The sequence below is a fragment of the Pseudoflavonifractor sp. SW1122 genome (genome assembly GCF_012027765.1).
Lineage (GTDB): Bacteria > Bacillota > Clostridia > Oscillospirales > Oscillospiraceae > Enterenecus > Enterenecus faecium.
Map to the genome: position 1 here is coordinate 38,214 of NZ_SJOS01000005.1, position 25,574 is coordinate 63,787.

Here is a 25,574-nt window from a genome sequence, read left to right on the forward strand (position 1 = left end):
ATGCGTTCCTTCTTCCGACGGGAGCCGGGCTTTTACCGCCATCTGGTGGCCCTGGCCCTCCCCATTCTCATTCAAAACCTCATTACCAACTCCCTCGGCCTGGTGGACACCTTCATGGTGGGCACCCTGGGCGAAGGCCCTCTGGCGGGCGTCACTCTGGCCAACATCCCGGTGTTTGTCATCCAGCTGATGATGTTCGGCATCCAGAGCGGCTCGGCGGTGCTCATCAGCCAATACCGGGGCAAGGGAGACTATGCCTCCATCAACCGGGTCATTGGCATCGGCATGTATGTGGCCGGGGCCATCACCCTGGTCTTTGCCCTCATCACGGGCTTTGCCACCCAGCCCTTCATGAGCCTGTTCGGCAACGACCCCGACGTCATCGCCACCGCCGCCCGCTATGCCCGCATTGTGGGCTGGTCCTACTTCTTTGACAGCTTTGTCCAGGTGTATATCGGGGCACACCGGGCCATGGGCAAGCCCAACCGAGGCATGTATATCCTGGCGGTGTCCATGCTGGGCAACACCTTCCTCAACTGGGTGTTCATCTTCGGCAACCTGGGCGCTCCCCGCATGGCTGAGGAGGGTGCCGCCCTGGCCACCCTGCTGGCCCGTATTCTCTCCTGCTCCATTGCCGTGGTGTGGGCCATCCGGGACCGTGGCTTCCGCATCCAGCCCGCCCTCTTCTTCCGCCCCGGTCTGGAGATGACCCGGCGGTTTATCCGCTTCTCCACCCCTGTCATGTGCAACGAGACCTTCTGGGGCCTGGGCACCTCCCTGTTCCCCACCATCATGGGCCACATGGACGGGTCCAAGGAGATTCTGGCCGCCTACGCCATCGCCGGCAACATCACCAACCTGTGCACGGTGGGCGTGTTCGCCATCGGCGGCACCGCCGCCATCCTGGTGGGGCAGGAGATCGGCTCGGGGCGCACCGACCAGGTGTTCCGCCTGGGGGCGCTGCTGGATGTGCTGGCCTTCATCTTCGGGCTGGTGTCGGGAGGCGTGTTCCTGCTCATCCTCTACTTCATCATCGCCCCCTACCTCTACCCTCTCTTCCACCTGTCCGCCCAGGCCGGGGACATCTGCACCATGATGCTCACGGTGGTCTTCTGCTTTATGCCCCTGCGCTCCTTTGACACCACCAATATCGTGGGGGTGCTGCGAGGCGGCGGTGACGTGCGCATGGCCACCCTCATCGACCTCTCCCCCCTGTGGCTGGCCGCCATCCCCCTGGCCGCCCTGTCCGGCCTGGTGTTCCAGCTGGGCATCTTCTGGGTGTACCTGTCCATGATGAGTGAGAACATCATCAAGTGCATCTTCGGCCTGCGCCGATTCCTCAGCGCCCAGTGGATTCACGATGTGACCATCGTGTCCTTTGAAAAAGAATAACCAAGATATGAAAAAGCCGGAGTCAGGCGAAACCTGACTCCGGCGTTTTTGAGCCTATCAGCTGCGGCGACGGCGCAGGGCAACGGTGGCGGCAGCCAGCAGGCACACAGCGGCGGCCAGAGCCACCACGTAGCCCATCAGCTGGGCGTTGTCCCCGGTCTGGGGCACGCGCTCGGGCTTCTCGGTGGTCTGGGGCTTGTCGGTGGCCCCGGGCTTCTGAGAGGCCTCGGGGGTCTCAGAGGGCTGGGGATTCTCAGCGGTGAGGCCCTCATAGGCGGCCTTCAGGGCTTCGGCGGCGGCATCCACAGTGGCCTGGTCCTCCTCGGACAGGGTCTCGTCAGACATCACAGCCTGGGCGGCAGCCAGAGCGCTGCGGAAGGCGGCCACAGACTGGGCGGTGTAGCCCTCCAGGTCGGTATCCTGGTACTGATGGATGAGGTCCTCCAGGATGGACTTGTCGGCCTTGAAGCGCTGGGCCAGGATGGCACCCAGCAGCTCGTCCACCACGGGCTGGATGTCTCCGTCCATGGCGTCCTGGTCGGCGTACACGTCCTTGGCCTTGGCCAGAGCGTCCACCAACAGCTGCCAGTTGTCGGGCATGTACTTGTCGGCGTTGTCCACCATGCCGTCGGCCCGGGTGATGAGCAGCTCCAGCATGGTCTTGTCGCCACGGGTGAAGTCCAGCATGTGGATGGCCTCCACCAGCTGGTCAAAGGCGGCGTCCACCTGGGTCTGGGTGGCGGCGGGGTCGTCCAGAACCGCCTTGGCATTCTCCATGGCGGCCTCAAACTTGGCGGCCACGGTGGGAATCAGGTTGGAAGTGTCCTGCTCCAAGGCGTAGTGGTAGGCGTACTCCAGCAGGAACTTGTCGGCCTGGCCGGGCTGCTCCTCCTTCTCCAGAGCGGCCTTGGCCTGCTCCAGGGCATCGGTGGCGGCGGCAAGGTCGGCGGGAGTGGCGGCGCTGTTGAGCAGCAGGGTCTGGGCACTCGTCAGAGCGGCCTGGAAGGCGTCCCAGCTCTCCTGGGTGTAGCCGTCATTGGTGAGGGCGGCGCACTCCTCCACCAGCTGCTCCAGAGCGGCGCGGTTGGCGGGCACCAGGGCCATGGCGGCGGCCTCCAGCTCGGCCTGGGCAGCGCTGACCTCAGCGGCAGTGGCGGAAGTGCCCTTGTCCAGAATGGCCTGGGCGTTGGTGAGGGCGGCGTCATAGCGCTCCCAGCTGTCCTGGGTGTAGTCGGCAGCCTGGAGGTTTGCCTCCACCTGGGCGTCCACAGCGGCCTGGAGGCTGCTGTTGTCCACGGTCTGGCCGCCGTACTGCTGCATCAGACGGGCGTACTCCTCAGAGGTGATGCGGATGGGGGTGCCGTGGCGGGCACGGCTGGGCATCTTGAAGGCAGTGTCGGGCTGGGCAAACTCACCGGTGGTCAGGTCATCGGTGACCAGGGGGTAATAGCCAATGCCGCCAAACTGGTCCACCAGCAGGCAGTAAGCGCCGTTGTCCTGGTCATCCTGGTTGAACTGGAAGATGGTGGGTCCCTCCACCCATTGGTTGGCGTTGAGGGAGTCGGAGGGGATGTGGGTCCACTCGCCCAGCAGGGTGTCGGCCACTTCCACGTACACGGTCTTGGTCTTGGCGCCGTAGTCGTTGGTGGCGCCGCCCTCGTTCTTGGTGTAGCGGTAGTACTTGCCGTCCTCGGAAGAGCGGATGATGGTGGTGTCAATGGAGGACTCGTCCATGTCAATGAACACCTGGGGCTCGGTGAAGGTGTAGAAGTCCCGGGTCTTGGCGTAGTACAGCCGCTGCTTGGCGTAGCCGTCCTCCTCTACCTTGGAGGCCCAGTACACCACATACTCCCCGGTGAGGGGGTCATAGGTGGCCTCGGGGGCCCAGGTACATCCGGCGTCAATGCCAGCGCTGACGGTGACCATGCGCATGTCGGACCAGTTCACCAGGTCGGTGGACTCCCACACCATCAGGGCCTGGCTGCCAGCGGTCTGAGCAGCGCCCCAGCCGTTGCCGCCATTGATCTTCAGGTCAGTGGCGATGAGGTAGAACTTGTCCCCCTCGGGAGAGCGGATGATGAAGGGATCACGGACGCCCTTCTCGCCCTTGTCGGAGGTGAGCACGGGGTTGTTGCTGTTCAGGTCGGTCCAGTTCAGGCCGTCCTGGCTGGCGGCAAAGTAGATTTGCTCGCCGTCGGAGTAGCCCTCGCCAGCAAAGTAGGTGAAGAAGTAGTCGGTGTAGTCCTCCTCGCTGATTTTCTCAGGCGCGGCCTTCACGGTAAGGGCGATGTCCTTGGTGACGGTCTGGTCGGCCAGGGTCACCTGGGCGGTGACGGTGACCACGGTGTCACTGGCGGGACGGGTGACGGTGCCGGCGGGGGTGTCGTCATAGCCCTCCACGGTGGCGGGGATGGGCTCCACGTTGACGATGTCGGCCCGGTCAGTGGTCCAGGTGATGTCCAAGCCGTTGGAAGTGGTCTCAGGCAGGGTGATATTGCCCCGCACGTCGTCCTTGTTGGGGATGTCGATGGACTCCAGGGCCTCGGTGAGCTCCTGGTCCACGTCCAGAGGCATGACAGTGACCTTCAGCTCCACGGTGTAGCTCTCACCGTCCACCTGGAAGGACACGGGGATGGTGACCTTGGTCTCCTGGCCCACCACGGCGTGGACGGTGCCGTCGGCGGCGATGACATCGGTGTTATCCCAGGTGCCCCAGGTGAGGGTCACGTTGTCCAGCTTGGTGGGGAAGGTGAGGTCGTCGGTGACGGTGTCCAGGCTGGCGTTGTCCCCCTTGACCACGTCATACAAGTCAGCCATGACCATGTCTGCCTTGTCCTCCCCGGTGGGCAGAGAGGCCTCGATCTCAGACTTGCTCAGGGCGTAGGACCAGACCTTCACGTCGGAGATGTTGGCTTTGAGCAGGGAGTCCAGGGTGTACAGGGACTTGCCGATGTAACCCATCACGTCGCCCTCGGGGAGCACGTCCTGGATGGTCTTGTCCTGGGTGACGGTGGACACCCGCTCCCCGTCCAGATACAGGCTCAGGGTGCCGCCCCGGCCCACCAGGGTCACGGTGCCGAAGCCCTCCACGTGGCCCATACCGCTGTCCACCACGGGCAGGCGGGTCTCCTTCCAGGCGCTTCCGGTGCCGGTCTTGATGGCGGCCAGGAAGTTGCCGTTGCTCTCACAGGGGTTGACGAAGATGTAGTCCCCCACGTTCTTGTCGTTCCAGTTGCCGAAGCCGTCGCCGATGGTCAGCAGCCAGTGGGCGGCGTTGGTCTGGGTGGTGACAGTGGCCTGCATGGTGAAGTTCTCACTGTCCCCAATGGCCTCGGTGATGGAGGAGGGCAGGGTGGCATAGCCCGCCCCGTCCAGCTGCCACACGGTCTGATCGCCATAGGTGACGAAGTCGCCGTCCTGGGTGTCATACAGGGTGGCGTCGTTGCCGTTGCCGGACACGTCCACCAGGGTGTTGCCCTCGTGGGTCATGTCGTAGGCGGCCACCAGCTGGCCCTCGTTGCTGCCCGGCTCTCCGGCCAGCACGGTGACGGTGATGGTCTTCTCCACGCTCTCACCGTGGATGGTGATGGTCACAGGGATGGTGACGGTGACGTCCCCGTCCACCGAGGGGGTGACCACGCCGTCAGCGTCCACCACGTCGGGGTTGCTGCTCTCCCCCCAGGTGAGGGTGGCGCTGCCCACGGTGGTGGGGAAGTACAGATCACGGGTCACTTGATCGGCGGAGGAGTTGCCGCTGAGCACTTCCGCCATGATGTCGTCCATCATCAGATCGGCCAGCACCTCCACACCGGGCATGCTGGCTTGGACCTGCTCCTGGGTCAGGGCCTCGTCATAGACCTTCATGTCCACCACATCGGCGGTGAGCATGGGGTCGGGGGCGTAGAGGGACTTTCCGATGTAGCCCAACACATCCCCGTCGGGGATGACGTCGGCCAGGTTGTAGTCGTGGTCAATGGTGGAGATGGCCACGCCGTCCAGGTAGGTGGTGACGGTCTGGTCCTCGCTGACCACGGTGAGGGTGTGGTAGCCATCGCTCCAACCCACATTGGGCACGCTGCTGCGCTTCTCGCCGCCGGCGGCCTCGTTGCCCACCTTAATGCCCGTGAGGGTCTTTCCGGCATAGCTGCCCTGGTTGGACTTGGGGCCCACAAACAGATAGTTGCCAATGCGGCCATCGCCCCAGTTGCCCACGCCATCACCGATGACCCAGGCCCACTGAGCGGAGTTGCCCCCGTCCACAGACAGGGTGATCTCCACGGCGCAGTCGTTGTCCGTCTCCGAGACCAGCCCCTGGGGCAGGGTGGCGTACTGCTTGTTGGCAAAGTGCAGCACATTGGTGTCCCCGTAGGTGGAGAAATTCCCGTCTACGGTGTTGTACAACGTGGCGTGGTTGTCATTTCCTGACACGTCCAGCAGCTGATTGCCGCTGTGGGACATGTCATAGTGGGCAGTGGGCCCCACAGGCTCCGCCGCTCGCACCGTGCCCGAGAGGGGCACCAGCGACAGGGTCATCACCGCTGCCAGGGCCGCAGATGCCGGCCGTTTCCAGTTGGTCTTCATAGCTTCCTCCTTATTTGCCAAGATTGGTATGCTTATTGTACCATAATCTGTCCATTTTGCTCAAGGGAAAGCCGGTCAACTCCGTAAATTTGTACGTACTTTACAATACAATTTTTCCGTTCCTCCCGTCTTTTTCCAGACAACCTCCACTTTTCCCGTTGTTTTTGTACGGATAAGTTGTAAGATTCCGGTAAACAGGCCAGATTGGAAACTGTGATAATGTCAAATTTCCGCCGCTGCACACAAAATCGGCTGTGGCACGCCGCCCTTGACCTGCCACAGCCGATGATGTTCTCATTCCCCTTTGTACTTTTTCCGGGTGGCCAGGCCGCCCCGGATGTGTCGCTGGGCCTTGTTGACCTCCAGCACCACCTTCACCTGCTCATACAGTGGGCGGTTGAAGGTGGGCAGCCGCTCGGACAGGTCCTTGTGCACCGTGGATTTGCTCAAGCCGAATTTCTGGGCGGCACTGCGCACCGTGCCCTTCTCTTCGATGATGTACAGTGCCATCTCGCAGGCTCGCTCTTCCATGTTCCCTTTCAAACGGCAACACTCCCTCATGGTTCTCACACGAGCATATATATGTGAGGAGGGGAACAATTATGTGGTGCCCACGTCGCTGTGTACTTTGTGCAAAAACTTGTCAAACCCCCTTGCATTTTTCGTCATTTTATAGCATAATACACAATATAAATTCCTCCGTTCCCCTGTCTCTCCAGCTTCCCTCCGATCTGGCACGCCGCAGCGGGAACCGGCGGTGTTGTTTTCCTGTGAGAGAAAGGTGGATGTTCCATGAGAAGTTCCGGTATTTTGATGCCCATTTCCGCCCTGCCCTCCCCCTATGGCGTGGGTACGCTGGGTCAAAGCGCCCGGGATTTTGTCTCCTTCCTGGTGGAGTCCGGCCAGACCTACTGGCAGATTCTCCCCATCAGCCCCACCGGGTTTGGGGATTCCCCCTATCAGTCCTTCTCCTCCTTTGCCGGCAACCCCTACTTCATTGACCTGGACGATTTGGCCCAGGAGGGGCTGCTGCTGCCCGAGGAGTTTCAGTCCCTCACCTGGGGGGAGAGTCCCACCCAGGTGGACTACGGTCTCATTTACCGCCAGCGGTTCCCCATCCTCCGCCGGGCGGTATCTCGTCTGAGCATCAAGCGGCCCCAGGAGCTGGCCGACTTCTGCCGCACCCAGCAGGAGTGGCTGGAGCCCTACGCCCAGTTTATGGCCTTCAAAGATTCCTATGATGGGGCCCCCTGGTCCCAGTGGCCCGACCCCATCCGGCTGCGCCAGCCCCAGGCGGTGGAAGAGCTGGCGGGCGAGCTGGCCGACTCCATTCTCTTCTGGAAGGGGGTACAGTTCCTCTTCTTCGCCCAGTGGAAAGCCCTGAAAGAGTACGCCAACCGCCAGGGCATCTCCATCATCGGGGACCTGCCCATCTATGTGGCCTCGGACAGCGCTGACGTGTGGGCCAATCCCCAGCAATTCCAGCTGGACGAGAATCTGTGCCCCACCGAGGTGGCCGGGTGCCCCCCTGACGGCTTCTCCGAGGACGGACAGCTGTGGGGCAATCCCCTCTTCGACTGGGAGGGCATGGCGGAAAACCGCTATGAATGGTGGATGCGCCGGGTGGCCTTCCAGTTCACCATCTATGATGTGCTGCGCATTGACCACTTCCGGGGCTTTGACTCCTACTATGCCATCCCCGCCGGGGACAAAAACGCCCGCCGGGGCCGTTGGCGTCCCGGGCCGGGCATCGCCTTTTTCAACATTCTCAAGGAGACTCTGGGAGACCGGCCCATCATCGCCGAGGACCTGGGCTTCCTCACCCCCTCGGTGCACCAGATGCTGGCCGACACCGGGTACCCCGGCATGAAGGTGCTGGAATTTGCCTTTGACCACCGGGACAGCGGGCAAAACCTGTACCTGCCCCACAACTACCCCGTCAACTGCATTGCCTATGTGGGCACCCACGACAACGACACCGCCCTGGGTTGGACCCGCACCGCCGACCCGGACGACGTGGCTGCCGCCCGGGCCTACCTGAACCTCACCCCGGAAGAGGGGGAGAACTGGGGCATGATGCGGGGCATCTGGGCCAGCGCCGCCCGGTACACCATCGTACAGATGCAGGATGTGCTGGGCCTGGGCAGTGAGGGGCGCATCAATACCCCCTCCACCACCGGAGAGAACTGGCAGTGGCGGGCCACCCCCGGCTATCTCACCCAGGAGCTGGCCCATCGGCTGTACCGGATGACCAAGCTATATGGACGGTTGCGGCCATAAATTGCATAAAAAAGGAGCGTTCCAGGCGGAACGCTCCTTTTTTACGCAATTTATGTTACATCAGAAATACCAAACAGCCGATCATATTGCAGCAGCTGGTAGTCCTTGAGGAGCTGCTCATACTGGGTGGTCTCCCAGTGGCTGTAGGCCTTGCCCTGGGTGTCAATGTAGCCCACCGAGGTGAACACGGGCAGCAGCTGCTGCACCTCCTGAAGGAACTTGCCGTACAGGTCGGTCTCAATGCCCGCATATTCCAGCAGGTACTGGCCCAGGAAGTTGAGGCTGGTCTCCTGGGGCGCGTCCTCGGCCTCCAGGGGGCGGTTGGACCAGATGACAAAGGGCACCTGGAACTTGGCCATATACTGCTCCATGGTCATGTCCGCCTGGGCCACTCCGTAGGCTTTGTCCAGGAACTCCTGCTCCAGAGAGGGGGGATGGTCTCCGAACATGACGATGATGGTAGGCTCCTCATAGGTGGAGAAGTAGTCCACCAGCAGTTTGAAATACTCGTCGGTCTTGTTGGCCAGGGTCAGATACTGCTCCGCCCGGGGGTACTGGCCGGGGCAGTCGGTGAGGGTCACTTCGGTGGGGTAGTCCGGCTCCTCATAGCCGCCGTGGTTCTGATAGGTGACGTTGAAGAGGAACAGGGGCTCCCCGGGCTCCTTGTGTTCAAACTCCCAGATGATCTGCTGGAAGTCGGTGTAATCGCTGGGGTAGGCGTGCTCGATGAGCTCGGGCACATCCATGTCCTGGCGGAACTTCATCTCGTCAAACCCCAGCAGCGGATAGGCCTTATCCCGGTTCCAGGACTTCACCTCTCCGGGGTGGAAGGCCAGGGTGCGATAGCCCAAATCCCCCAACAGGGAAGCCATGGAGGGGGTCTCCTGGGTGATGTACTGCTGATAGGGGGCGCTGCCCGAGGGCAGGAAGGCCATGGAGTTGCCTGTGAGGAACTCAAACTCGCAAGCGCTGGTGCCAGCGCCGAACACGGAGGAATAGGCGTGGCCAAAGACGGCATTGTCCAGGGACTTGATGTAGTCCATGACGCTCTCGCTGAGAGACAGGTTGCCGTAGCTCTCAAAGTCCGCCCAAGACTCGTTCATAATGGCGATGACGTTGTACTTCTCCCCGGTCTGGGTGCTGCCCTGCTGGTCGGCGGGGCCCTCCACGTGGAAGGTCAGCCCCTCCCCCTGGGCGTCCTCCACCTGGCTGAGGACGTACTTCACGTCGTCAATGGTGGCGTTGGTGGGCTGCTCCACTTCCATGTACTTGGTGTTGTCAAAAAAGGCGCTGAGGGCTCCGTCGGTGCAGTAGCCCACCATCTGCTGCCAGGTGTAGGCTCCCACCTTCATCTGCTCCAGCACGGCGGGCTGGGCAAAGATGAACATCAGGCTCAGGCCAGCCACCACCCCCGCCACACGGGGCATGATGGTCTTTCCTGTGGGCCGGAACTTGCCCCAGGTTAAGTACTTGCGCAAGAGAATGGCCGCCACCAGCAGCACGCCCAGCCACAGGTACATGTCACGGGTCAAGCTCAGCTTGTAGCTGCCGGACACCGCTGCCGCCGTCTCCAGCGCGGAGAAGTCCCAGGGGAGAATGGGGGTACCCCGGAACAGATTGACAAAGTAGTTGGCCATGCCCCATAGGGCGGACAGCAGGTGCACCACCAAGCTGCTCATCACCGGGTACCCAGTGAAGGAACACAGCAGTCCGTACACCCCGGCCAACCACAGCCCGTTGGCCGCCACTGCCATGAGCTTGACGTCTACGAACTTGGTGCCCATGATCAGCTGCATGAGATAAAACGCCGTCACGGGGGTCAGCAGCATCACGGTGAGCAGAATCCCTCTCCTTTTCTTGTCCATTTCTTTCCATTCCATCACAATTTCTCCAGGTTCCTTTCCTTTTTGCATATTCACACAGACTATACACGAATTTTACACAAAAGTCAAATTGCAAAAGGGACAAAAAATTGCCGTAGACCCTGGAAGTCTACGGCAATTCTCCTTGGATTATGAATGATTTTCCACAATTTCACCAGCCCGGTAGGCGGCCACCAGGTCCTTGAGGTCCCGGATTTGCTCCAGCAGCTGACGGCCTACATCCGTCTGCCGAATCTTCATGCGCTGTTCCATGCGCTCGAAGATTTCCGAGCTGGAGGAGATATCCCAGTTCTCATGGATGGCCCGCTCCCGGCCTGCAAAGGGCTGGTGGGAGACCAGGCGCATGAAGTTGGAGTTGTAGATAAGGGTGTACCCGGCAATGCCGGTGGTCTTCTGGTAAGCCTTGCAGAACCCGCCGTCAATGACGATGAGCTTGCCGCCCCCCTTCACCGGGCTCTCCCCCTTCTTGGACTTCACCGGGATGTGTCCGTTGATGATGTGGGAGTGGGCCCCCTCCAGGCCGAACTCATGGAGGATTTTTTCACACACCTGGGGGTCGTGGTACAGGCGATAGTAGGCATTTTTCTGCTCGGTCCAGGTGGACTCGTCGGCAATGAACCGCCGCTCGAAGGTGGTCATGCGGTCCCGGCCAAAAATGGGGCTGTTACGCCCGGCCCACAAAAACCACAAAAAGTCCATGCCGAACTGCCGCTCCGGGGAGCCCACCTTATCATAATAGGCCCTGCGGGCGGCCAGGTCGGCAAAGTCCAGAAACTCCTTGCCCCCCAGGCTGTCGCAGCCGATGGAAAAGCGCATGAACTCTCCCTCTTCGGTCATGGGAATGCAGCCGTGGAACAGCAGGTTTCCGTTGAACACCTGGTACAGGCTGCCCTTGGAGTAGAGGAAGCGGACGTGGCGCTGGAGCTTCTCGCTGTGGCGGAAGGAGCGGGTGAGCTGGTTGATGAGCTTCTCCTCTTCCGGGGTGAGGGTGTAGGGGTCGGCGGGGTCCACGGTGGGGAAGTCGGTGTCCTCCATGGCGTAGGTCTTGCCGTCCACCACCACCGTCTTGTCCTCATAGTTGATCTTGTCCAGCAGCAGCCGATCGTCCATGCGGAAGCAGGGGTTGCGCATGATCTTCTGCCCCTCCAGCTTGAAGAGAATGATGGTAATGGCCTTGTACATCTGGGCGGCCAGGCGCTTGTCCCGCTCGTTGTAGTTCTCCTCGTCCTCCCGGCTGAGCTTGACCTCAAAGCGGCTGACGTCACAGTCCTTGTACACCTCGGCGGCGAACACGGACAGGGGGCGCAGGGAGATGCCGTACCCCGTCTCGATGACATCCAGGTTGTTGTAGCGCAGGGAGTTGACCAGCACGGTGGCCACCAGGGTACGGGAGCCGGAGGCGGCGCCCATCCACAGTACGTCGTGGTTGCCCCACTGGATGTCCACGCTGTGGTGGTCCATCAGGGCGTCCAGAATGATATCTGCACCGGGGCCCCGGTCGAAGATATCCCCCACAATGTGCAGGTGGTCCACGGCCAGGCGCTTGATGAGCTGGCACAGCTGCACCAGGAAGTTCCCCGCCCGGTCCAGCTCAATGATGGTGGAGATGATATTCTCGTAGTAGTCCCGCTTGTCGGTGTCCTCGTAGTGGGTGTGGATGAGCTCATCGATGATGTAGGCATACTCTTTGGGCATGGCCTTACGCACCTTGGAGCGGGTATACTTGGAGCTGACCAGACAGCAGATTTCAATGAGGCGGTGGAAGGTCAGGCGGTACCACTCCTCCATGTCCTCCTGGTTCATGCGGCTCTGGAGCTCCTCCAGCTTCTCCCGGGGGTAGTAGATGAGGGTGGCCAGCTGGTCCCGGTCCGCCTTGGACACGCTGGTGGCAAACAGCTGGTCAATCTTCTCCCGCACCACCCCGGAGGCGGAGTTGAGGATATGCTGGAAAGCCTCGTACTCCCCGTGGACATCCGAGATGAAGTGCTCGGTGCCCTTGGGGAGGATGAGAATGGCCTGGAGGTTGATGATTTCCGTGCTGGCGGCCTGGACCGTGGGGTACTGCTTGGCCAGCATGCGCAGATAGTGCAGGTTGTCCTGTTCGCTGCCGTGGGTACTGGTATCCTGGTTCATGTCATAACCTCCTAACTGGTGTGTATGGAGTCCCGGGCCTTAGATGCGGGCCACGCCGCTGTCCCGGGCCGCCTGGGCCACAGCGGCGGCCACGGCGGGGCACACCCGCTGGTCAAAGGGAGCGGGAATGATATAGTCGGGGGTGAGCTCCTCGTCGCTGACCAGCTGGGCTAGAGCACGGGCGGCGGCCAGCTTCATCTCCTCGTTGATATCGCTGGCTCGCACGTCGAAGGCGCCCCGGAACACGCCGGGGAAGGCCAGAACGTTGTTGATCTGGTTGGGGAAGTCGCTGCGGCCGGTGCCGATGACGGCGGCCCCAGCCTCCCGGGCCAGGTCGGGCATGATCTCGGGCACGGGGTTGGCCATGGGGAAGAGGATGGGGTTGGGAGCCATGGTCTTCACCATCTCGGGAGTGACCACGCCGGGGGAGGACACACCGATGAACAGGTCGGCACCCACCATCACGTCGGCCAGGGAGCCGGACTTGTCGGCCTTGTTGGACAGCTCCAGCAGGGCCTTCTTCTCGTCGTTGAGGTCGGTGCGGGCCGAGCAGATGGCGCCCTTGCGGTCACAGATGATGGCGTCGCCCAGACCCATGGACTTCAGCAGCTTGAAAATGGCAGTGCCAGCGGCGCCAGCGCCGGAGAACACGGCGGTGATGTCCTCAATCTTCTTGTTCACCAACTTCAGGGCGTTGATGAGGGCAGCGGCCACGATGATGGCGGTGCCGTGCTGGTCGTCGTGGAAGATGGGAATGTCGCACACTTCCTTGAGCTTGCGCTCGATCTCAAAGCAGCGGGGGGCGGAGATGTCCTCCAGGTTGATGCCGCCGAAGGAGCCTGCCAGCAGGGAAACGGTGTGGACGATCTCGTCCACGTCCTTGGAGCGGATGCACAGGGGCACGGCGTTGACGTCGCCGAAGGCCTTGAACAGCACGCACTTGCCCTCCATCACCGGCATACCGGCCTCGGGGCCGATGTCGCCCAGGCCCAGCACGGCGGTGCCGTCGGTGACCACCGCCACGGTGTTCCACCGTCCGGTGAGCTCGTAGCTCTTGCTGATATCCTTCTGAATCTCCAGGCAGGGCTGGGCCACGCCGGGGGTGTAAGCCAGGGACAGGGCCTGGCGGTCCTTGACCTCCATCTTGGGCACGGCGTCCAGCTTGCCCCGCCACTGATAGTGCAGTTTCAAAGATTCTGCTGCGTAATCCATATCTCTTAAACTCCTTTTTCCACTCTTCCATCTGGGATGGAAGGAATTGTTGTGCAATAGTGATATCATATCATACCATCTTGCAAAATAAAAGAGCCATGCCCACAGTTTTCACGGCTTCATCTTGTAATTCCATGCCAAACCCTGTATAATCGTTGAGAATATATAACGTCTGAAAGGATGTCCTTATCTATGAAGCTCGGTATTGTGGGTCTGCCCAACGTGGGCAAATCGACCCTGTTCAACGCCATCACCAACGCCGGTGCGGAGAGCGCCAACTACCCCTTCTGCACCATCGACCCCAACGTGGGCATCGTAGCCGTCCCCGATGCCCGTCTGGACTGGCTCAGTGAGTTCTACAAGCCTAAGAAGACCACCCCCGCTGTGGTGGAGTTCGTGGACATCGCCGGTCTGGTGAAGGGCGCCAGCCACGGCGAGGGTCTGGGCAACAAGTTCCTGGCCAACATCCGGGAGTGCGCCGCCATTGTCCACGTGGTGCGCTGCTTTGACGACGAGAACGTCATCCACGTGGAGGGCTCCACCAACCCCATCCGGGACATTGATATCATCGACCTGGAGCTCATCATGGCCGACGTGGAGATGGCCGACCGCCGCATTGACAAGGCCACCAAGGCCGCCAAGGCAGACAAGAAGTTCCTCCACGAGGCCGAGGTATTCCAGGGCCTGCGGGACTGGCTCAACGAGGGCAAGTCCGCCCGCAGCTACCTCAGCCAGGTGGACGAGGAGGACGCCGCCCTCATCGCCACCAGCGAGCTGTTGTCCCTCAAGCCTGTCATCTACGCCGCCAACCTGGACGAGGAGGGCTTCTCCCACCCCGACCAGGTGGAGTACTATCAGCAGGTGTCCCAGCGGGCTGCCGAGGAAGGGGCCCAGTGTATCCCCGTGTGCGCCCAGCTGGAGGCAGAGATCGCCCAGCTGGACGGCGAGGAGAAGGCCATGTTCCTGGAGGACCTGGGCATCGCCCAGTCCGGTCTGGACCGTCTCATTAACGCCAGCTACACCCTGCTGGGCCTCATCTCCTACCTCACCGCCGGTGAGGACGAGTGCCGTGCCTGGACCATCGTAAACGGCACCAAGGCCCCCCAGGCCGCCGGTAAGATTCACTCCGACTTCGAGCGGGGCTTCATCCGGGCCGAGACCGTGGCCTTTGAGGACCTGAAGGCCTGCGGCTCCATGGCCGCCGCCCGAGAGAAGGGCCTGATCCGCTCCGAGGGCAAGGACTATGTGGTCAAGGACGGAGACATCATTCTCTTCCGCTTCAATGTATAATCATTTCTCGAAAACGCAAGCGTTTTCGAGAGAGGATGCAGCCCGCTGCATGCATAATCGGGTCAAAGGACGACCCGATTCCACACTGGCGGGCTGAGAAGTGTTTTTTCCGAGGCGCATGTCCTCGAAAAAACAGATTTCAATTTTTTCCCGCCTGCGGGCGGAAAACTCTGCCGAGGGCTTTTGTCAATGCAAGATCGTCACAACTCCCTGCATGGTCTTTGGCTTTTTCCATGACAATCTCGGAGGGAACACCTTGTGTTCCCTCCCGGTGTTTTTTAAGTATGGACAACACAAAGAGAAAACGAGAAGGAGAGAAGCAGATGAAACAAACCAAATCCGACACGGTATTCCAGTGGAAGGGTATCCCCCCCACAGGACAGCTCATTCCCCTGGGACTCCAGCACGTGGTGGCTGCCGTGGTGGGCATCATCACCCCCGCCATCCTCATCTCCAACACCTGTAGCCTCAGCGAGGAGCAGAAGACCCTGATGATTCAGGTCTCCCTCATCCTCACCGCCCTGGCCACCCTCCTCCAGCTGTTCCCCATCTTCGGGCGCATCGGAGCGGGCCTGCCCGTCATTATGGGCATCAGCTTTGCCTACATCCCCACCCTCCAGGCCATCGGCGCGGAGTTCGGCATCGCCACCATCCTGGGCGCGGAGATCATCGGCGGCTGTGTGGCCATCGTCTTCGGCATCTTCGTCAAGTGGATTCGCCCCCTCTTCCCGCCCCTGGTCACCGGCACCGTCATCTTCACCATCGGTCTGTCCCTCTACCCCACCGCCGTGAAGTACATGGCTGGCGGGGCTGGCACCCCTGAGTTTGGCACTCCCAAGAGCTGGCTGGTGGCTCTCATCACCCTGGTGGTGGTCATCGCCCTGACCAACTTCACCAAGGGGCTGACCAAGCTGGGCGCCATCCTCATCGGCATGATCGTGGGCTACATCATCTCCATCCCTCTGGGTCTGGTGGATTTCTCCTCCATCGGCTCCGCCCAGTGGTTCGCCCTGCCCCAGTTCATGCCCTTTGAGATCAAGTTCGTGCCCTCCGCCGCCGTGTCCCTGAGCATTGTCTACGTGGTCAACGCCGTGCAGACCATCGGCGACCTCAGCTCCACCACCATGGGCGGTCTGGACCGTATGCCCACCGACCGTGAGCTGTCCGGCGGCATCATCGGTCAGGGCGTCATGAGCGTCTTGGGTGCCTTCTTCGGCGGCCTGCCCACCGCCACCTACAGCCAGAACGTGGGCATCGTCACCGTCAACCGGGTCATCAACCGGTCCGTGTTCGCCTTGGCCTCCGGTATCCTGCTGGTGGCGGGTCTGATGCCCAAGTTCGCCTCCCTGCTCACCACCATCCCCCAGAGCGTCATCGGCGGCGCCACCATCTCCGTGTTTGCCGCCATCACCATGACCGGTATCCGCATGATCACCCAGGGCGGCTTTACTCCCCGGAAGAGCGCCGTCATGGGTCTGTCTGTGGCTATGGGCGTGGGCATCACCCAGGTGTCCGGCTGCCTGTCCGGCGCTGGCTTCCCCGGCTGGGTGAACACCGTGTTCGGCTCCTCCTCCGTGGTGGTGGCCACCATTATGGCCATCCTCCTCAACCTCATCATTCCCAAGGAAGAGGAAATCCAGAAGTAAAAGTTTTGCCGCCCGGCACAGCGCCGGGCGGCAATCTTTTTTCTTATTTACTTCCGGTAGAACCAAAGCCGCCCTCGCCCCGGACGGTGTCGTCCAGCTCCTCCTGCTGGGTGAACTGGGCGGTGAGGTAGGGGGCAATGACCAGCTGGGCAATGCGGTCGCCGCACTCCACTGTGCGGGTCTCGCCGCTGTGGTTGTGCAGGGCCACCATCAGCTCGCCCCGGTAGTCGGCATCAATGACCCCCACCTTGTTGGCGGGCGCCAGCCCCTGCTTGGTGGCAAGGCCAGACCGGGCGTACACCAGGCCCACAAAGCCCTGAGGGATGGCCAGGGCCAGCCCGGTGTGAATGAGCACCGTCTGGCCGGGAGCCACGGTGACGGGGCCGTCGGTGACGGCATACAGGTCCGCCCCGGCCGCGTCCACACTGCCATAGGTGGGCATCTTGGCCCGGGGGTCTAAGAGTTTTACCGCAACAGATTGTGTCATAAGTGGAGTCCTCCATATACAATTTCATTTATCCTATCACAAAGGCCCGGACAGGTGCAAGTCTGTCCGGGCCTTCTTGTTATTTCTGTATGGGCTGGATGGTGTGCCCGCCCTTCCACTCCACCACCTGATGGGCCTTCAGGCTGGAAGGCACGTCGATGATGCGCTGGTTGGCAGAGCCTCGGAAGCGCAGGTTTAAGTCCTTGAGCTCCTCCACAAAGCGGCCATCCACCAGCACGTCGATGAGGGAGAGCATCTCGTCGGTGTGTTCGCACCGGGCCCGGCTGTCCTGCCACAGCTCCCCGTCCAGGGTGTAGCCGGAATAGCACCAGATTTCCTTGTCCGGATACTTCTCCTTCACCCGTCTCAGGAAGGGGAGCAGCACCGCCTGGTTGGCGGGCTCGAAGGGCTCGCCGCCCAGCAGGGACAGGCCCTTGAGATAAGAGGGAGCCAGAGCCTCCAGAATCTTGTCCTCCTCCACCTGGGTGAAGGGTTGTCCATAGCAGAAGTCCCAGGCCTCCTCATTGAAGCAGCCGGGGCAGTGGTGGGTGCAGCCGGAGACGAACAGGGACACCCGGACCCCGGGGCCGTTGGCCACGTCCGCCCACTTGATGGTAGCGTAATGCATCGCTTGTCCTCTCTTACAGGTGGAGCACCCGGGACTTGATCTCCTTGGTCTTGCCCACGTTCCAGAAGTTCTCGCCCAGGTAGCCGCAGGTGCGGCGGGTGACGTTCATCTTGTTGTGGTCCTTGTTGCCACAGCTGGGGCACTCCCACTGACCTTCGTCGTTGATTTGAATCTCCCCGTCGTAGCCGCACACCTGGCAGTAATCGCTCTTGGTGTTGAACTCGGCGTACTGGATGTTGTCGTAGATGTAGCGCACCACATCCTCCAGGGCCTCCAGGTTGTGGCGCATGTTGGGCACCTCCACATAGGAGATGGCGCCGCCGGAGGAGATTTTCTGGAACTGGCTCTCAAAGTGGAACTTGGAGAAGGCGTCCACATGCTCCCGCACGTCCACATGGTAGGAGTTGGTGTAGTAGCCCTTGTCGGTGACATCCTCGATGGTGCCGTACTTCTCCTGGTCGATGCGGGCAAAGCGGTAGCACAGGCTCTCGGCGGGAGTGCCGTACAGGGCAAAGCCCAGGCCGGTCTCCTTCTTCCACCGGTCGGTGGTCTCCCGCAGGTGGCGCATCACGCGCAGGGCAAACTCCTCGCCCTCGGGGGTGGTGTGGGAGCAGCCCTTGACCAGGCGGGTCAGCTCGTACAGGCCGATGTAGCCCAGGGACAGGGTGGAGTAACCGCCCTCCAGCAGCTTGTCGATGGTCTCGCCCTTCTCCAGACGGGCGATGGCGCCGTACTGCCAGTGGATGGGGGACACGTCGGAGTGGACCCCCTTCAGGGCGTTGTGGCGGCACATGAGGGCCTCATAGCACAGCTCCAGGCGCTGGTCCAGTTCCTTCCAGAACTTGTCCTCGTCGCCGCCGGAGACAATGCCGATCTGGGGCAGGTTAATGGACACCACGCCCTGGTTGAAGCGGCCCTCGAACTTGTAGTTGCCGTTCTCGTCCTTCCAGGGGGAGAGGAAGGAGCGGCAGCCCATGGGGGAGAACACGTTGCCCTCATAGTTCTCCTTCATCTTCTTGGCGGAGATGTAGTCGGGGTACATGCGCTTGGCCGAGCACTTCACCGCCAGGCGGGTGAGGTAGTCGTACTTGCCGCCCTTGAGGCAGTTGCACTCATCCAGCACGTACACCAGCTTGGGGAAGGCGGGGGTGATGTACACGCCCTTCTCGTTCTTGATGCCCTCCAGGCGCTGAGAAAGAATCTCCTCGATGATGGCGGCGTTCTCCTCCATATAGGGGTCGTTCTCCCGCAGCACCAGGAAGAGGGTGACAAAGGGAGACTGGCCGTTGGTGGTCATGAGGGTGTTGATCTGGTACTGGATGGTCTGCACGCCGCTCTTGAGCTCGTCCTTGGTGCGGGCCTTGGCGATCTTCTCCACGGTCTCGTCGTCCAGCTCGGGAGCGGCCTCCCGTGTGCGGCGCAGGTACTTCTCATAGGTCAGACGCAGATACTTGCCCAGGTGGCTCATCTCCACGGACTGGCCGCCGTACTGGTTGGAGGCGACACAGGCGATGATCTGGGTGACGATGGTGCAGGCCACCTGGAAGCTCTTGGGGGACTCGATGAGCTTGCCGTTGATCATGGTTCCGTTGTCCAGCATGTCCCCGATGTTCACCAGGCAGCAGTTGAAGATGTGCTGGACAAAGTAGTCGGCGTCGTGGAAGTGGAGCACGCCGTCGTCGTGGGCCTTGGAGATCTTCTCCGGCAGCAGCAGACGACGGGTCAGGTCCCGGCTCACCTCACCGGCGATGTAGTCGCGCTGGGTGGAGGCGATGGCGGTGTTCTTGTTGGAGTTCTCCTCGGCCAGGTCCTTGTTGTCGTTGCGGATCAGAGCCAGGATGGACTCATCAGTGGTGTTGGCCTTGCGCACCAGAGCGCGGGTATAGCGGTAGATGATATAAGCCTTGGCCAGCTCATACTTCTCCGCCTCCATCAGGCGCTTCTCCACCATATCTTGTATGTCTTCCACCAGCAGGCGCTTGCGGTCCTTGCTGGCTACGGAGTCGGCGATGGCTTCAATGGAGGCATCGTCCATGCGATAGGGTTCCTCCACCGCCAGATTGGCCTTCTGAATGGCCACGACAATCTTGCTGCGGTCAAAGTCTACAGTGGAGCCATCTCGCTTGATTACTTTCATTTGTAACGCCCTTTCTCCCGTTATTTTTATCCTAGGGCGCATCTGAAAACAAAGAAATCGACGAATTTTCCACAAGCAACGCACAGATACGAGGCAAGAAACGCAGGAATCCTGGATGGATTCCGAGTATTTTTAACGAAGTAGCTGGCGTTGATGGTTGGAAAAGTCAAGAATTTCGACTTTTCAGATCGCCCCTAAGCGGGACAAAGCGGCGGTCGCCCCAGGTGGGACAACACACCGTCGTCATCGCATTCTATGGAATTCAGCCGCCACATCCTCCAGGGAGTCCGGGATTTCCCCTGGTCGAGTGGCGCTTAGAAAGAATACCATATCTTGTGGCTGTTGTAAATAGCGGCTTTGATTATTTCGAAATATTGTGGAGTACGGAATTTATTTCCTTCTCTGCCTCTGGGGACCGTCCCGCCCCCATTGGCATAGAATGTGGTGCACCCTGGCGGTTTCCCATGAGGAAACCCCACCTTTGAAAGGAGCGAATCACATGAACCAGAATCTTTGGCCCACCCAGTCCTGGAACGGGTCTGTCACGGCGGAGGAGTTCGCCGCCCAACAGAATTCCAGCTGTTCCAAGGGCAGCTGTACCTGCAACACCTGCAATACCTGTAACCCCTGTCCCAATCCCTGTCCCGGCCAGACCACACCCATGATCTGCTGCTGCCAGCCCATGCCCACGCCCACCTGTCCCACCCCGCAGCCGGTGGAGGAGGGCTGCTGCTGCAAGCAGTCCTTCCGGGCGGCCCTCCAGCTTTTGTGCAACAGTCAGCTGGCCACCCTGCTGGACTTCAACCAGGCCGCCTTTGTCACCGATACCTACGTGGCAGGGGCCACCATCAACACCACTCCCGCAGGCACCACCCCTTCGGATAACCTGAACACCATGTCCGGGTCCTTCCGCCGCTTCTCCCCCTGCAACTGCGACCTGCTGGAGATCTCCGCCCTGGTGAATACGCCCCCGGAGACTAGCACCGGAGTCACCGCCACCCAGGTGCCCCTGTGCCAGCTCACCGCTGTGGCCCTGCAAACCGCCACCGCCCCCGCCTCCGGGGACATCACCTCTGACCAGGCCACCGCCAACAACTTCCAGACCATTCAGAAGATCCTGTCCCAGTGCCTCACCCCCTGCCCCAACCCCTGCGGGTGCTGCGCCTGTTCCTGCGCCTGCTCCGACGACGAGTGCTGCTGCGCCGCCGGGCTGCTGTCCACCCTGTCCCAGAGCAACCTCAGCCGCAAGGTCACCATCGTGGCCGGGCCTCTGGTGCTCCAGGGGGTCACCCTGCTGGGCACCGTGGGCAACGTGCTGGTGCTGTCCAACTCTGCCAACAACCGCATCTATTTTGTGTGCGTCAACCAGATTCAGTTCCTGGCCTGACCCACCGCACTTCCCCACGAGAGGGGCCGCCCCGGCCCCTCTCGTTAGTCTTGTGAAACTTTTCACCAATTTTCCAATCTTGCATTTACAAGCCCGGACTTTTGATGTATGCTATATGTGACTACCCATGAGATACAGAAGGAGGACTGTACAACATGAGAGGTGTAGAAACCCGTATTCAGGAGATTCGCCACCGCATTTTCCGCGAGGTGGCCCGCATGGCTTATCACACCGAGTGGCCGGTGGAGAAGCGCATTGAGGAGCTGCCCTACAAGATCATTCCCGGTGAGGTGGGCAACTACCGCAACGACGTATTTCTGGAGCGCGCCATCGTCGGCGAGCGCCTGCGTCTGGCCATGGGTCTGCCCTGCCGCGGCGCTGGGGAGCACGCCCCCCTGTCCGACAACATCGAGGCCGCTGCCAAGGACGAGACCTACTACACTCCCCCGCTGATCAACATCATCAAGTTTGCCTGTAACGGCTGCGCGGAGAAGCGGGTGCACGTCACCGACGGCTGCCAGGGCTGTCTGGCTCACCCCTGCGTGGAGGTGTGCCCCAAGGACGCCATCACCCTGGACCGCTTCAATGGCCGTTCCGTCATCGACCAGGACAAGTGCATCAAGTGCGGCCGCTGCGCCGACGTGTGCGAGTACAAGGCCATCATCGTCCAGGAGCGCCCCTGCGCCAAGGCCTGCGGCATGGACGCCATCCACACCGACGCCAACGGCAAGGCTGAGATCGACTACGACAAGTGCGTCTCCTGCGGCATGTGTCTGGTCAACTGCCCCTTCGGCGCCATCGCCGACAAGTCCCAGATCTTCCAGGTCATCCGCGCCATCCAGTCCGGTGAGCGGGTGTACGCCGCCGTGGCTCCCGCCTTCGTGGGCCAGTTCGGTCCCAAGGTCACTCCCGGCAAGCTGCGTGCTGCCATGAAGGCCCTGGGCTTTGCCGACGTGTTCGAGGTGGCCATCGGCGCCGACCTGTGCTCGGTGCAGGAGGCCGAGGACTTTGTCAACGAGGTGCCTGAGAAGCTGCCCTTCATGGCCACTTCCTGCTGCCCCGCCTGGTCTGTGATGGCCAAGAAGCTGTTCCCCCAGCACGCCGACAGCGTGTCCATGGCCCTGACCCCCATGGTGCTCACCGCCCGTCTCATTAAGCAGCAGCAGCCTGAGGGCAAGGTGGTCTTCATCGGCCCCTGCGCCGCCAAGAAGCTGGAGGCCATGCGCAAGAGCGTGCGCAGCGAGGTGGACTTCGTGCTGACCTACGAGGAGATGTCCGGCATCTTCGACGCCAAGCACCTGGACCTGGAGGCCATGGAAGAGGACCCCAACGGCGTCAACGACGCCTCCACCGACGGCCGCAACTTCGCTGTGGCTGGCGGCGTGGCCAAGGCTGTGGCCAACGTCATCGCCGAGCGCTATCCCGACCGTGAGGTGAAGATCGCCAGCGCCGACGGCCTGAAGGAGTGCCGCAAGCTGCTGACTCTGGCCGCTGCCGGCAAGTACAACGGCTACCTGCTGGAGGGCATGGCCTGTCCCGGCGGCTGTGTGGCCGGCGCCGGCACCATGCAGCCTGTGAAGAAGTCCCAGGCCACCGTTGGCATCTACGCCAAGCAGGCCGGACACACCACCGCCACCGGCACCGAGCACATCAAGGAGCTGGACAAGCTGGTGGACTAATTCCCCAAACCGTACATGAAACAAGCCTGTTGCATCCATTATGGTGCAACAGGCTTGCTTTTTTGTTTTGGAGAAATTGATCTTCTCCAATTTCTCAGGCGCAACCCAGCGCCCCCGCCGGGGACGCTCCGCTGGGAGCTGGCAGCGCACTTCCAAAGGCTCCCCTGTGTAAGGGGAGCTGTCAGCCGCAAGGCTGACTGAGAGGTTGACCGTCTAACCACCTGTGGATTAGGCTTGCCAGCCTGGCGGGGACGCTTCCCGCTGGGGGTTTCTTTTGAGCGGGCAAAAGAAACCAAAACCCGCTTAGGGCTTTCCCCCCTAAGGACCTCCCTTGGGGTACGGGGCTGGAACTGCGTCAATCCTATGGCCGGCCCTGGCCCCGGTGGGGTCACATAGATGGCCTGGCAAGTCTATAGAAAGCATTTCCTTCTCTGTGAGACGGTGCCTCTGTTTCCAGGGCCTTACCCCGGTGTGCGGCGTTCTCGCCGCCGGAAACCGGGCCCCCGATCGCTGGGAACAGCGGCTCACCAGGGTAAGGCCCAGGCGGTAGAAGTACTATCTACAGAGGAGCAGGCACGATTTACAGAATGTCTACGCCATCTATGTGACCCTATCAGGCCAAGGGCCGAAAAGAGGAGGACGCAGGGGCATCCAGTACCGCGGGGTGGATTCCACAAGGCGGGGGAAGGCCCCGCCTTTGGCGATTCTTTCCCCGATTTCTCATCGGGGAGAAATCGGGCCCAGCGGAGCGTCCCCGGCTGGGGCGCAGGTTTGTACCTGTGTCATTGAAATGGGTCAATCTCTCAACAAAAAAGGTGGAAGAACCTTCCATAGGCTCTTCCACCTCTCTTATTTTGCGTATTGGCTGCGCCCAATCTTGAACAGGTCATTGCCCTGGCTATCCACGGCCACGGTGAGGGGCAGATTCTCCACCTCCATGCGCTTGACCGACTCGCAGCCCAGCTCGTCAAAGGCGATGACCTGGGCGGTCTTGATGCACTTGGCAATAAGGGCCCCGGCGCCGCCCACGGCGGCAAAGTAGCACGCCCCGTTGCGCACAATGGCGTCCACCACCGGTTGGGCCCGCTCTCCCTTGCCAATCATGGCGGTGAGCCCTAAGTCCAGCAGCCGGGGGGCAAAGCCGTCCATCCGTCCGGCAGTGGTGGGGCCGCAGGCCCCTACTGCCATGCCCTGCTGGCCCGGGGTGGGTCCGGCGTAGTAGATAACGGCGCCTTTCAGCTCAAAGGGCAGGGGCTTGCCCTCGTCCAACAGCTGGAAGATGCGCTTGTGGGCGGCATCCCGGGCGGTATAGATGGTGCCAGACAGGAGCACCCGGTCCCCCGCTCTCAGCTCTCCCAGCACCTGGGGCAGCTGGTCCGTGGTCAGTACCTTGGTCTCACTCATGGCTCTCCACCTCTTCCGCCGCTTCGCTCTGGACCTCTTCCTCCTGCGCCTGGTCTCCCTGCTCGCCCTGTTCCTGGAGTCTCTGGGCGGCCTCGTCGGCCTGGTCGAACTGGACCCCCATCTCCCCCAGCTCTCGAATCTGCTGGAAGAGGCGGTCCATCTCGGTTCTCAGGTTGCTGTATCCGCTGAGGACCTGGTCCAGCCACTGGCGGGTGTCGGTTTGAATCTTCTCCGCCTTGGTCTTGGCCTGCTCAATGGTCTCCTGGGCCTTGTGGTGGGCGTCCAGCTCCACGGTGGCCACGTAGTCCTTGAGCTGGTCGTACTTCTGGGCCATGGGCTCCATCTCGTCCACCTGGCCATGGAGGCGGCCCAGCTCCAGCCGGGCGGCGGCCAGCTTGGTCTCGGTCTGGCTCAGCTCACCCCGCAGACGGGCCAGAGCCCGGGTGGACTCCTCCAGAGAAGCCCGCACCTTGGCCTCCTCGGCGGATACGCTGCCGTGGGCCTGGCGGAGGGCATCCATTTCCTGCTGAAGCCTGCGCTCGTTCTCCCGAGCGCGCTTCAGCTCGGCCTCCACCCCTGCCATCTCGCTGCGGTGCTGGGCGGCCAGCCGATCCATGTAGTGGAGCACATCTCCCCGGTGAAAGCCTGCCAGAGAGGTGCGAAATCGTTCAATTACGGGTTCCATGTCGGTTCCCCTTTCTCAAAAATTGGCCTATCCGCCCCCTTCCCGGAACAGACCCAGCCCTTCTTTGTGGATATTTTACCACAATCCCCCACATGTGACAATGTTTTTTCCCATTGCTCTTCCACCCTGTTGTATTTTCCTTCAAGCTAGGATATAATGGGCTAGACTTTTCGGAATATAGGAATTCAAGTGACAAGGAGTATACCATATGGGAAACATCTGGCATGATATGGACCCAAAGCGCATCTCTCCCGAGGACTTTATCGCGGTGATTGAGATCCCCCAGGGCAGCAAGAAAAAGTATGAGCTGGACAAGGCCACAGGTATGATCATCCTGGACCGCATCCTCCACACCTCCACCCACTACCCCGCCAACTACGGCTTCATCCCCCGCACCTACGGCGACGACGGGGACCCCCTGGACGTGCTGGTGCTGTGCTCGGAGGACCTGGACCCCCTGACTCTGGTCCGCTGCTACCCCATCGGCTACATCTCCATGCTGGACGGCGGCAAGCGGGACGAGAAGATCGTGGCCATCCCCTTCAACGACCCCACCTATAACACCACCAAGGACCTGTGCGACCTGCCCGCCCACAAGTTTGACGAGATGTCCCACTTCTTCTCGGTGTACAAGGCCCTGGAGGGCAAGGAGACCGTGGCCGGAGAGGTCAACGACCGGGCCGCCGCCGTGAAGATCATTGCCGAGGCCATCTCCAACTACCGGGACACGTTCTGCTGAGCCCGGCATAT

17 protein-coding genes are annotated in these 25,574 nt (G+C 61.4%); 7 read left to right on the forward strand and 10 right to left on the reverse strand.

Annotation, left to right across the window (positions count from 1 at the left end):
* Window positions 1-1,392 (forward strand): MATE family efflux transporter, encoded by a 1,392-nt coding sequence (locus tag E0L15_RS02340; RefSeq protein ID WP_168124428.1) that lies wholly within the window; start codon window positions 1-3, stop codon window positions 1,390-1,392.
* 57 nt (window positions 1,393-1,449) lie between these two features.
* Here E0L15_RS02340 and E0L15_RS02345 read toward each other — a convergent pair whose 3' ends face one another.
* A complete protein-coding gene (locus E0L15_RS02345; protein ID WP_168124429.1) occupies window positions 1,450-5,973 on the reverse strand; it encodes an immunoglobulin-like domain-containing protein in 4,524 nt (1,507 codons plus the stop codon).
* Between the two features lie 294 nt (window positions 5,974-6,267).
* Complete coding sequence (gene spoIIID, locus E0L15_RS02350; protein ID WP_087232593.1) at window positions 6,268-6,516, reverse strand: sporulation transcriptional regulator SpoIIID; 249 nt, start codon at window positions 6,514-6,516, stop codon at window positions 6,268-6,270.
* Window positions 6,517-6,765: 249 nt separating this feature from the next.
* Here spoIIID and malQ point away from each other — a divergent pair, with 249 nt between their 5' ends.
* Window positions 6,766-8,253 (forward strand): 4-alpha-glucanotransferase, encoded by a 1,488-nt coding sequence (gene malQ / locus E0L15_RS02355; protein WP_168124430.1) that lies wholly within the window; start codon window positions 6,766-6,768, stop codon window positions 8,251-8,253.
* Between the two features lie 50 nt (window positions 8,254-8,303).
* Here malQ and E0L15_RS02360 read toward each other — a convergent pair whose 3' ends face one another.
* The 3 genes from E0L15_RS02360 to E0L15_RS02370 form a co-directional block, all read right to left on the reverse strand.
* Window positions 8,304-10,133 carry an LTA synthase family protein gene (locus E0L15_RS02360; RefSeq protein ID WP_168124431.1) on the reverse strand — a complete coding sequence of 610 codons (1,830 nt, stop codon included), beginning with the start codon at window positions 10,131-10,133 and terminating at the stop codon, window positions 8,304-8,306.
* A gap of 132 nt (window positions 10,134-10,265) precedes the next feature.
* Window positions 10,266-12,269: a fructose-1,6-bisphosphatase gene (locus E0L15_RS02365; protein ID WP_168124432.1), complete on the reverse strand. Its 2,004-nt coding sequence runs from the start codon at window positions 12,267-12,269 to the stop codon at window positions 10,266-10,268.
* 39 nt (window positions 12,270-12,308) lie between these two features.
* Window positions 12,309-13,481: an NADP-dependent malic enzyme gene (locus E0L15_RS02370; protein ID WP_168124433.1), complete on the reverse strand. Its 1,173-nt coding sequence runs from the start codon at window positions 13,479-13,481 to the stop codon at window positions 12,309-12,311.
* A gap of 192 nt (window positions 13,482-13,673) precedes the next feature.
* Here E0L15_RS02370 and ychF point away from each other — a divergent pair, with 192 nt between their 5' ends.
* Window positions 13,674-14,771 (forward strand): redox-regulated ATPase YchF, encoded by a 1,098-nt coding sequence (ychF, locus tag E0L15_RS02375; RefSeq protein ID WP_087369893.1) that lies wholly within the window; start codon window positions 13,674-13,676, stop codon window positions 14,769-14,771.
* Window positions 14,772-15,094: 323 nt separating this feature from the next.
* On the forward strand, window positions 15,095-16,417 hold the full coding sequence (locus tag E0L15_RS02380; RefSeq protein ID WP_168124434.1) for a solute carrier family 23 protein: 1,323 nt from the start codon (window positions 15,095-15,097) through the stop codon (window positions 16,415-16,417).
* 43 nt (window positions 16,418-16,460) lie between these two features.
* Here the strand turns inward: E0L15_RS02380 and dut are convergent, their stop codons facing one another.
* The 3 genes from dut to nrdD all read right to left on the reverse strand — a co-directional run bounded on the left by dut (window position 16,461) and on the right by nrdD (window position 19,669).
* Window positions 16,461-16,904, reverse strand: a complete 444-nt coding sequence (gene dut, locus E0L15_RS02385) for a dUTP diphosphatase (protein WP_168124435.1) — start codon at window positions 16,902-16,904, stop codon at window positions 16,461-16,463.
* 79 nt (window positions 16,905-16,983) lie between these two features.
* Window positions 16,984-17,532 carry an anaerobic ribonucleoside-triphosphate reductase activating protein gene (nrdG, locus tag E0L15_RS02390; RefSeq protein ID WP_168124436.1) on the reverse strand — a complete coding sequence of 183 codons (549 nt, stop codon included), beginning with the start codon at window positions 17,530-17,532 and terminating at the stop codon, window positions 16,984-16,986.
* A gap of 13 nt (window positions 17,533-17,545) precedes the next feature.
* The gene (gene nrdD, locus E0L15_RS02395) at window positions 17,546-19,669 is read right to left on the reverse strand and encodes an anaerobic ribonucleoside-triphosphate reductase (protein ID WP_168124437.1); all 2,124 of its coding nucleotides are present in this window, start codon (window positions 19,667-19,669) and stop codon (window positions 17,546-17,548) included.
* Between the two features lie 499 nt (window positions 19,670-20,168).
* Here nrdD and E0L15_RS02400 point away from each other — a divergent pair, with 499 nt between their 5' ends.
* Both E0L15_RS02400 and E0L15_RS02405 read left to right on the forward strand, forming a co-directional pair.
* The gene (locus E0L15_RS02400) at window positions 20,169-21,056 is read left to right on the forward strand and encodes a CotA family spore coat protein (protein WP_087391780.1); all 888 of its coding nucleotides are present in this window, start codon (window positions 20,169-20,171) and stop codon (window positions 21,054-21,056) included.
* A gap of 155 nt (window positions 21,057-21,211) precedes the next feature.
* Window positions 21,212-22,735 (forward strand): 4Fe-4S dicluster domain-containing protein, encoded by a 1,524-nt coding sequence (locus E0L15_RS02405; protein WP_087234505.1) that lies wholly within the window; start codon window positions 21,212-21,214, stop codon window positions 22,733-22,735.
* An 849-nt stretch (window positions 22,736-23,584) separates the two neighbouring features.
* On the opposite strand, the gene E0L15_RS02410 is transcribed toward E0L15_RS02405, so the two are convergent.
* Both E0L15_RS02410 and E0L15_RS02415 read right to left on the reverse strand, forming a co-directional pair.
* Window positions 23,585-24,139, reverse strand: coding sequence for a Fe-S-containing hydro-lyase (locus E0L15_RS02410; protein WP_087373029.1), 555 nt, complete (start codon window positions 24,137-24,139; stop codon window positions 23,585-23,587).
* Window positions 24,132-24,824 carry a hypothetical protein gene (locus E0L15_RS02415; protein ID WP_168124438.1) on the reverse strand — a complete coding sequence of 231 codons (693 nt, stop codon included), beginning with the start codon at window positions 24,822-24,824 and terminating at the stop codon, window positions 24,132-24,134. The genes E0L15_RS02410 and E0L15_RS02415 overlap by 8 nt, the downstream gene beginning before the upstream one ends.
* 208 nt (window positions 24,825-25,032) lie before the next feature.
* Here E0L15_RS02415 and E0L15_RS02420 point away from each other — a divergent pair, with 208 nt between their 5' ends.
* On the forward strand, window positions 25,033-25,563 hold the full coding sequence (locus tag E0L15_RS02420) for an inorganic diphosphatase (RefSeq protein WP_087234024.1): 531 nt from the start codon (window positions 25,033-25,035) through the stop codon (window positions 25,561-25,563).
* Window positions 25,564-25,574 lie beyond the last annotated feature (11 nt).

Coding starts and splice junctions, on each gene's coding strand:
- E0L15_RS02340 (WP_168124428.1), top strand. CDS start 1: ATGCGTTCCTTCTTCCGACGGGAGCCGGGCTTTTACCGCCATCTGGTG.
- E0L15_RS02345 (WP_168124429.1), bottom strand. CDS start 5,973: ATGAAGACCAACTGGAAACGGCCGGCATCTGCGGCCCTGGCAGCGGTG.
- malQ (WP_168124430.1), top strand. CDS start 6,766: ATGAGAAGTTCCGGTATTTTGATGCCCATTTCCGCCCTGCCCTCCCCC.
- E0L15_RS02360 (WP_168124431.1), bottom strand. CDS start 10,133: ATGGAATGGAAAGAAATGGACAAGAAAAGGAGAGGGATTCTGCTCACC.
- E0L15_RS02365 (WP_168124432.1), bottom strand. CDS start 12,269: ATGAACCAGGATACCAGTACCCACGGCAGCGAACAGGACAACCTGCAC.
- E0L15_RS02370 (WP_168124433.1), bottom strand. CDS start 13,481: ATGGATTACGCAGCAGAATCTTTGAAACTGCACTATCAGTGGCGGGGC.
- ychF (WP_087369893.1), top strand. CDS start 13,674: ATGAAGCTCGGTATTGTGGGTCTGCCCAACGTGGGCAAATCGACCCTG.
- E0L15_RS02380 (WP_168124434.1), top strand. CDS start 15,095: ATGAAACAAACCAAATCCGACACGGTATTCCAGTGGAAGGGTATCCCC.
- dut (WP_168124435.1), bottom strand. CDS start 16,904: ATGACACAATCTGTTGCGGTAAAACTCTTAGACCCCCGGGCCAAGATG.
- nrdG (WP_168124436.1), bottom strand. CDS start 17,532: ATGCATTACGCTACCATCAAGTGGGCGGACGTGGCCAACGGCCCCGGG.
- nrdD (WP_168124437.1), bottom strand. CDS start 19,669: ATGAAAGTAATCAAGCGAGATGGCTCCACTGTAGACTTTGACCGCAGC.
- E0L15_RS02400 (WP_087391780.1), top strand. CDS start 20,169: ATGAACCAGAATCTTTGGCCCACCCAGTCCTGGAACGGGTCTGTCACG.
- E0L15_RS02405 (WP_087234505.1), top strand. CDS start 21,212: ATGAGAGGTGTAGAAACCCGTATTCAGGAGATTCGCCACCGCATTTTC.
- E0L15_RS02410 (WP_087373029.1), bottom strand. CDS start 24,139: ATGAGTGAGACCAAGGTACTGACCACGGACCAGCTGCCCCAGGTGCTG.
- E0L15_RS02415 (WP_168124438.1), bottom strand. CDS start 24,824: ATGGAACCCGTAATTGAACGATTTCGCACCTCTCTGGCAGGCTTTCAC.
- E0L15_RS02420 (WP_087234024.1), top strand. CDS start 25,033: ATGGGAAACATCTGGCATGATATGGACCCAAAGCGCATCTCTCCCGAG.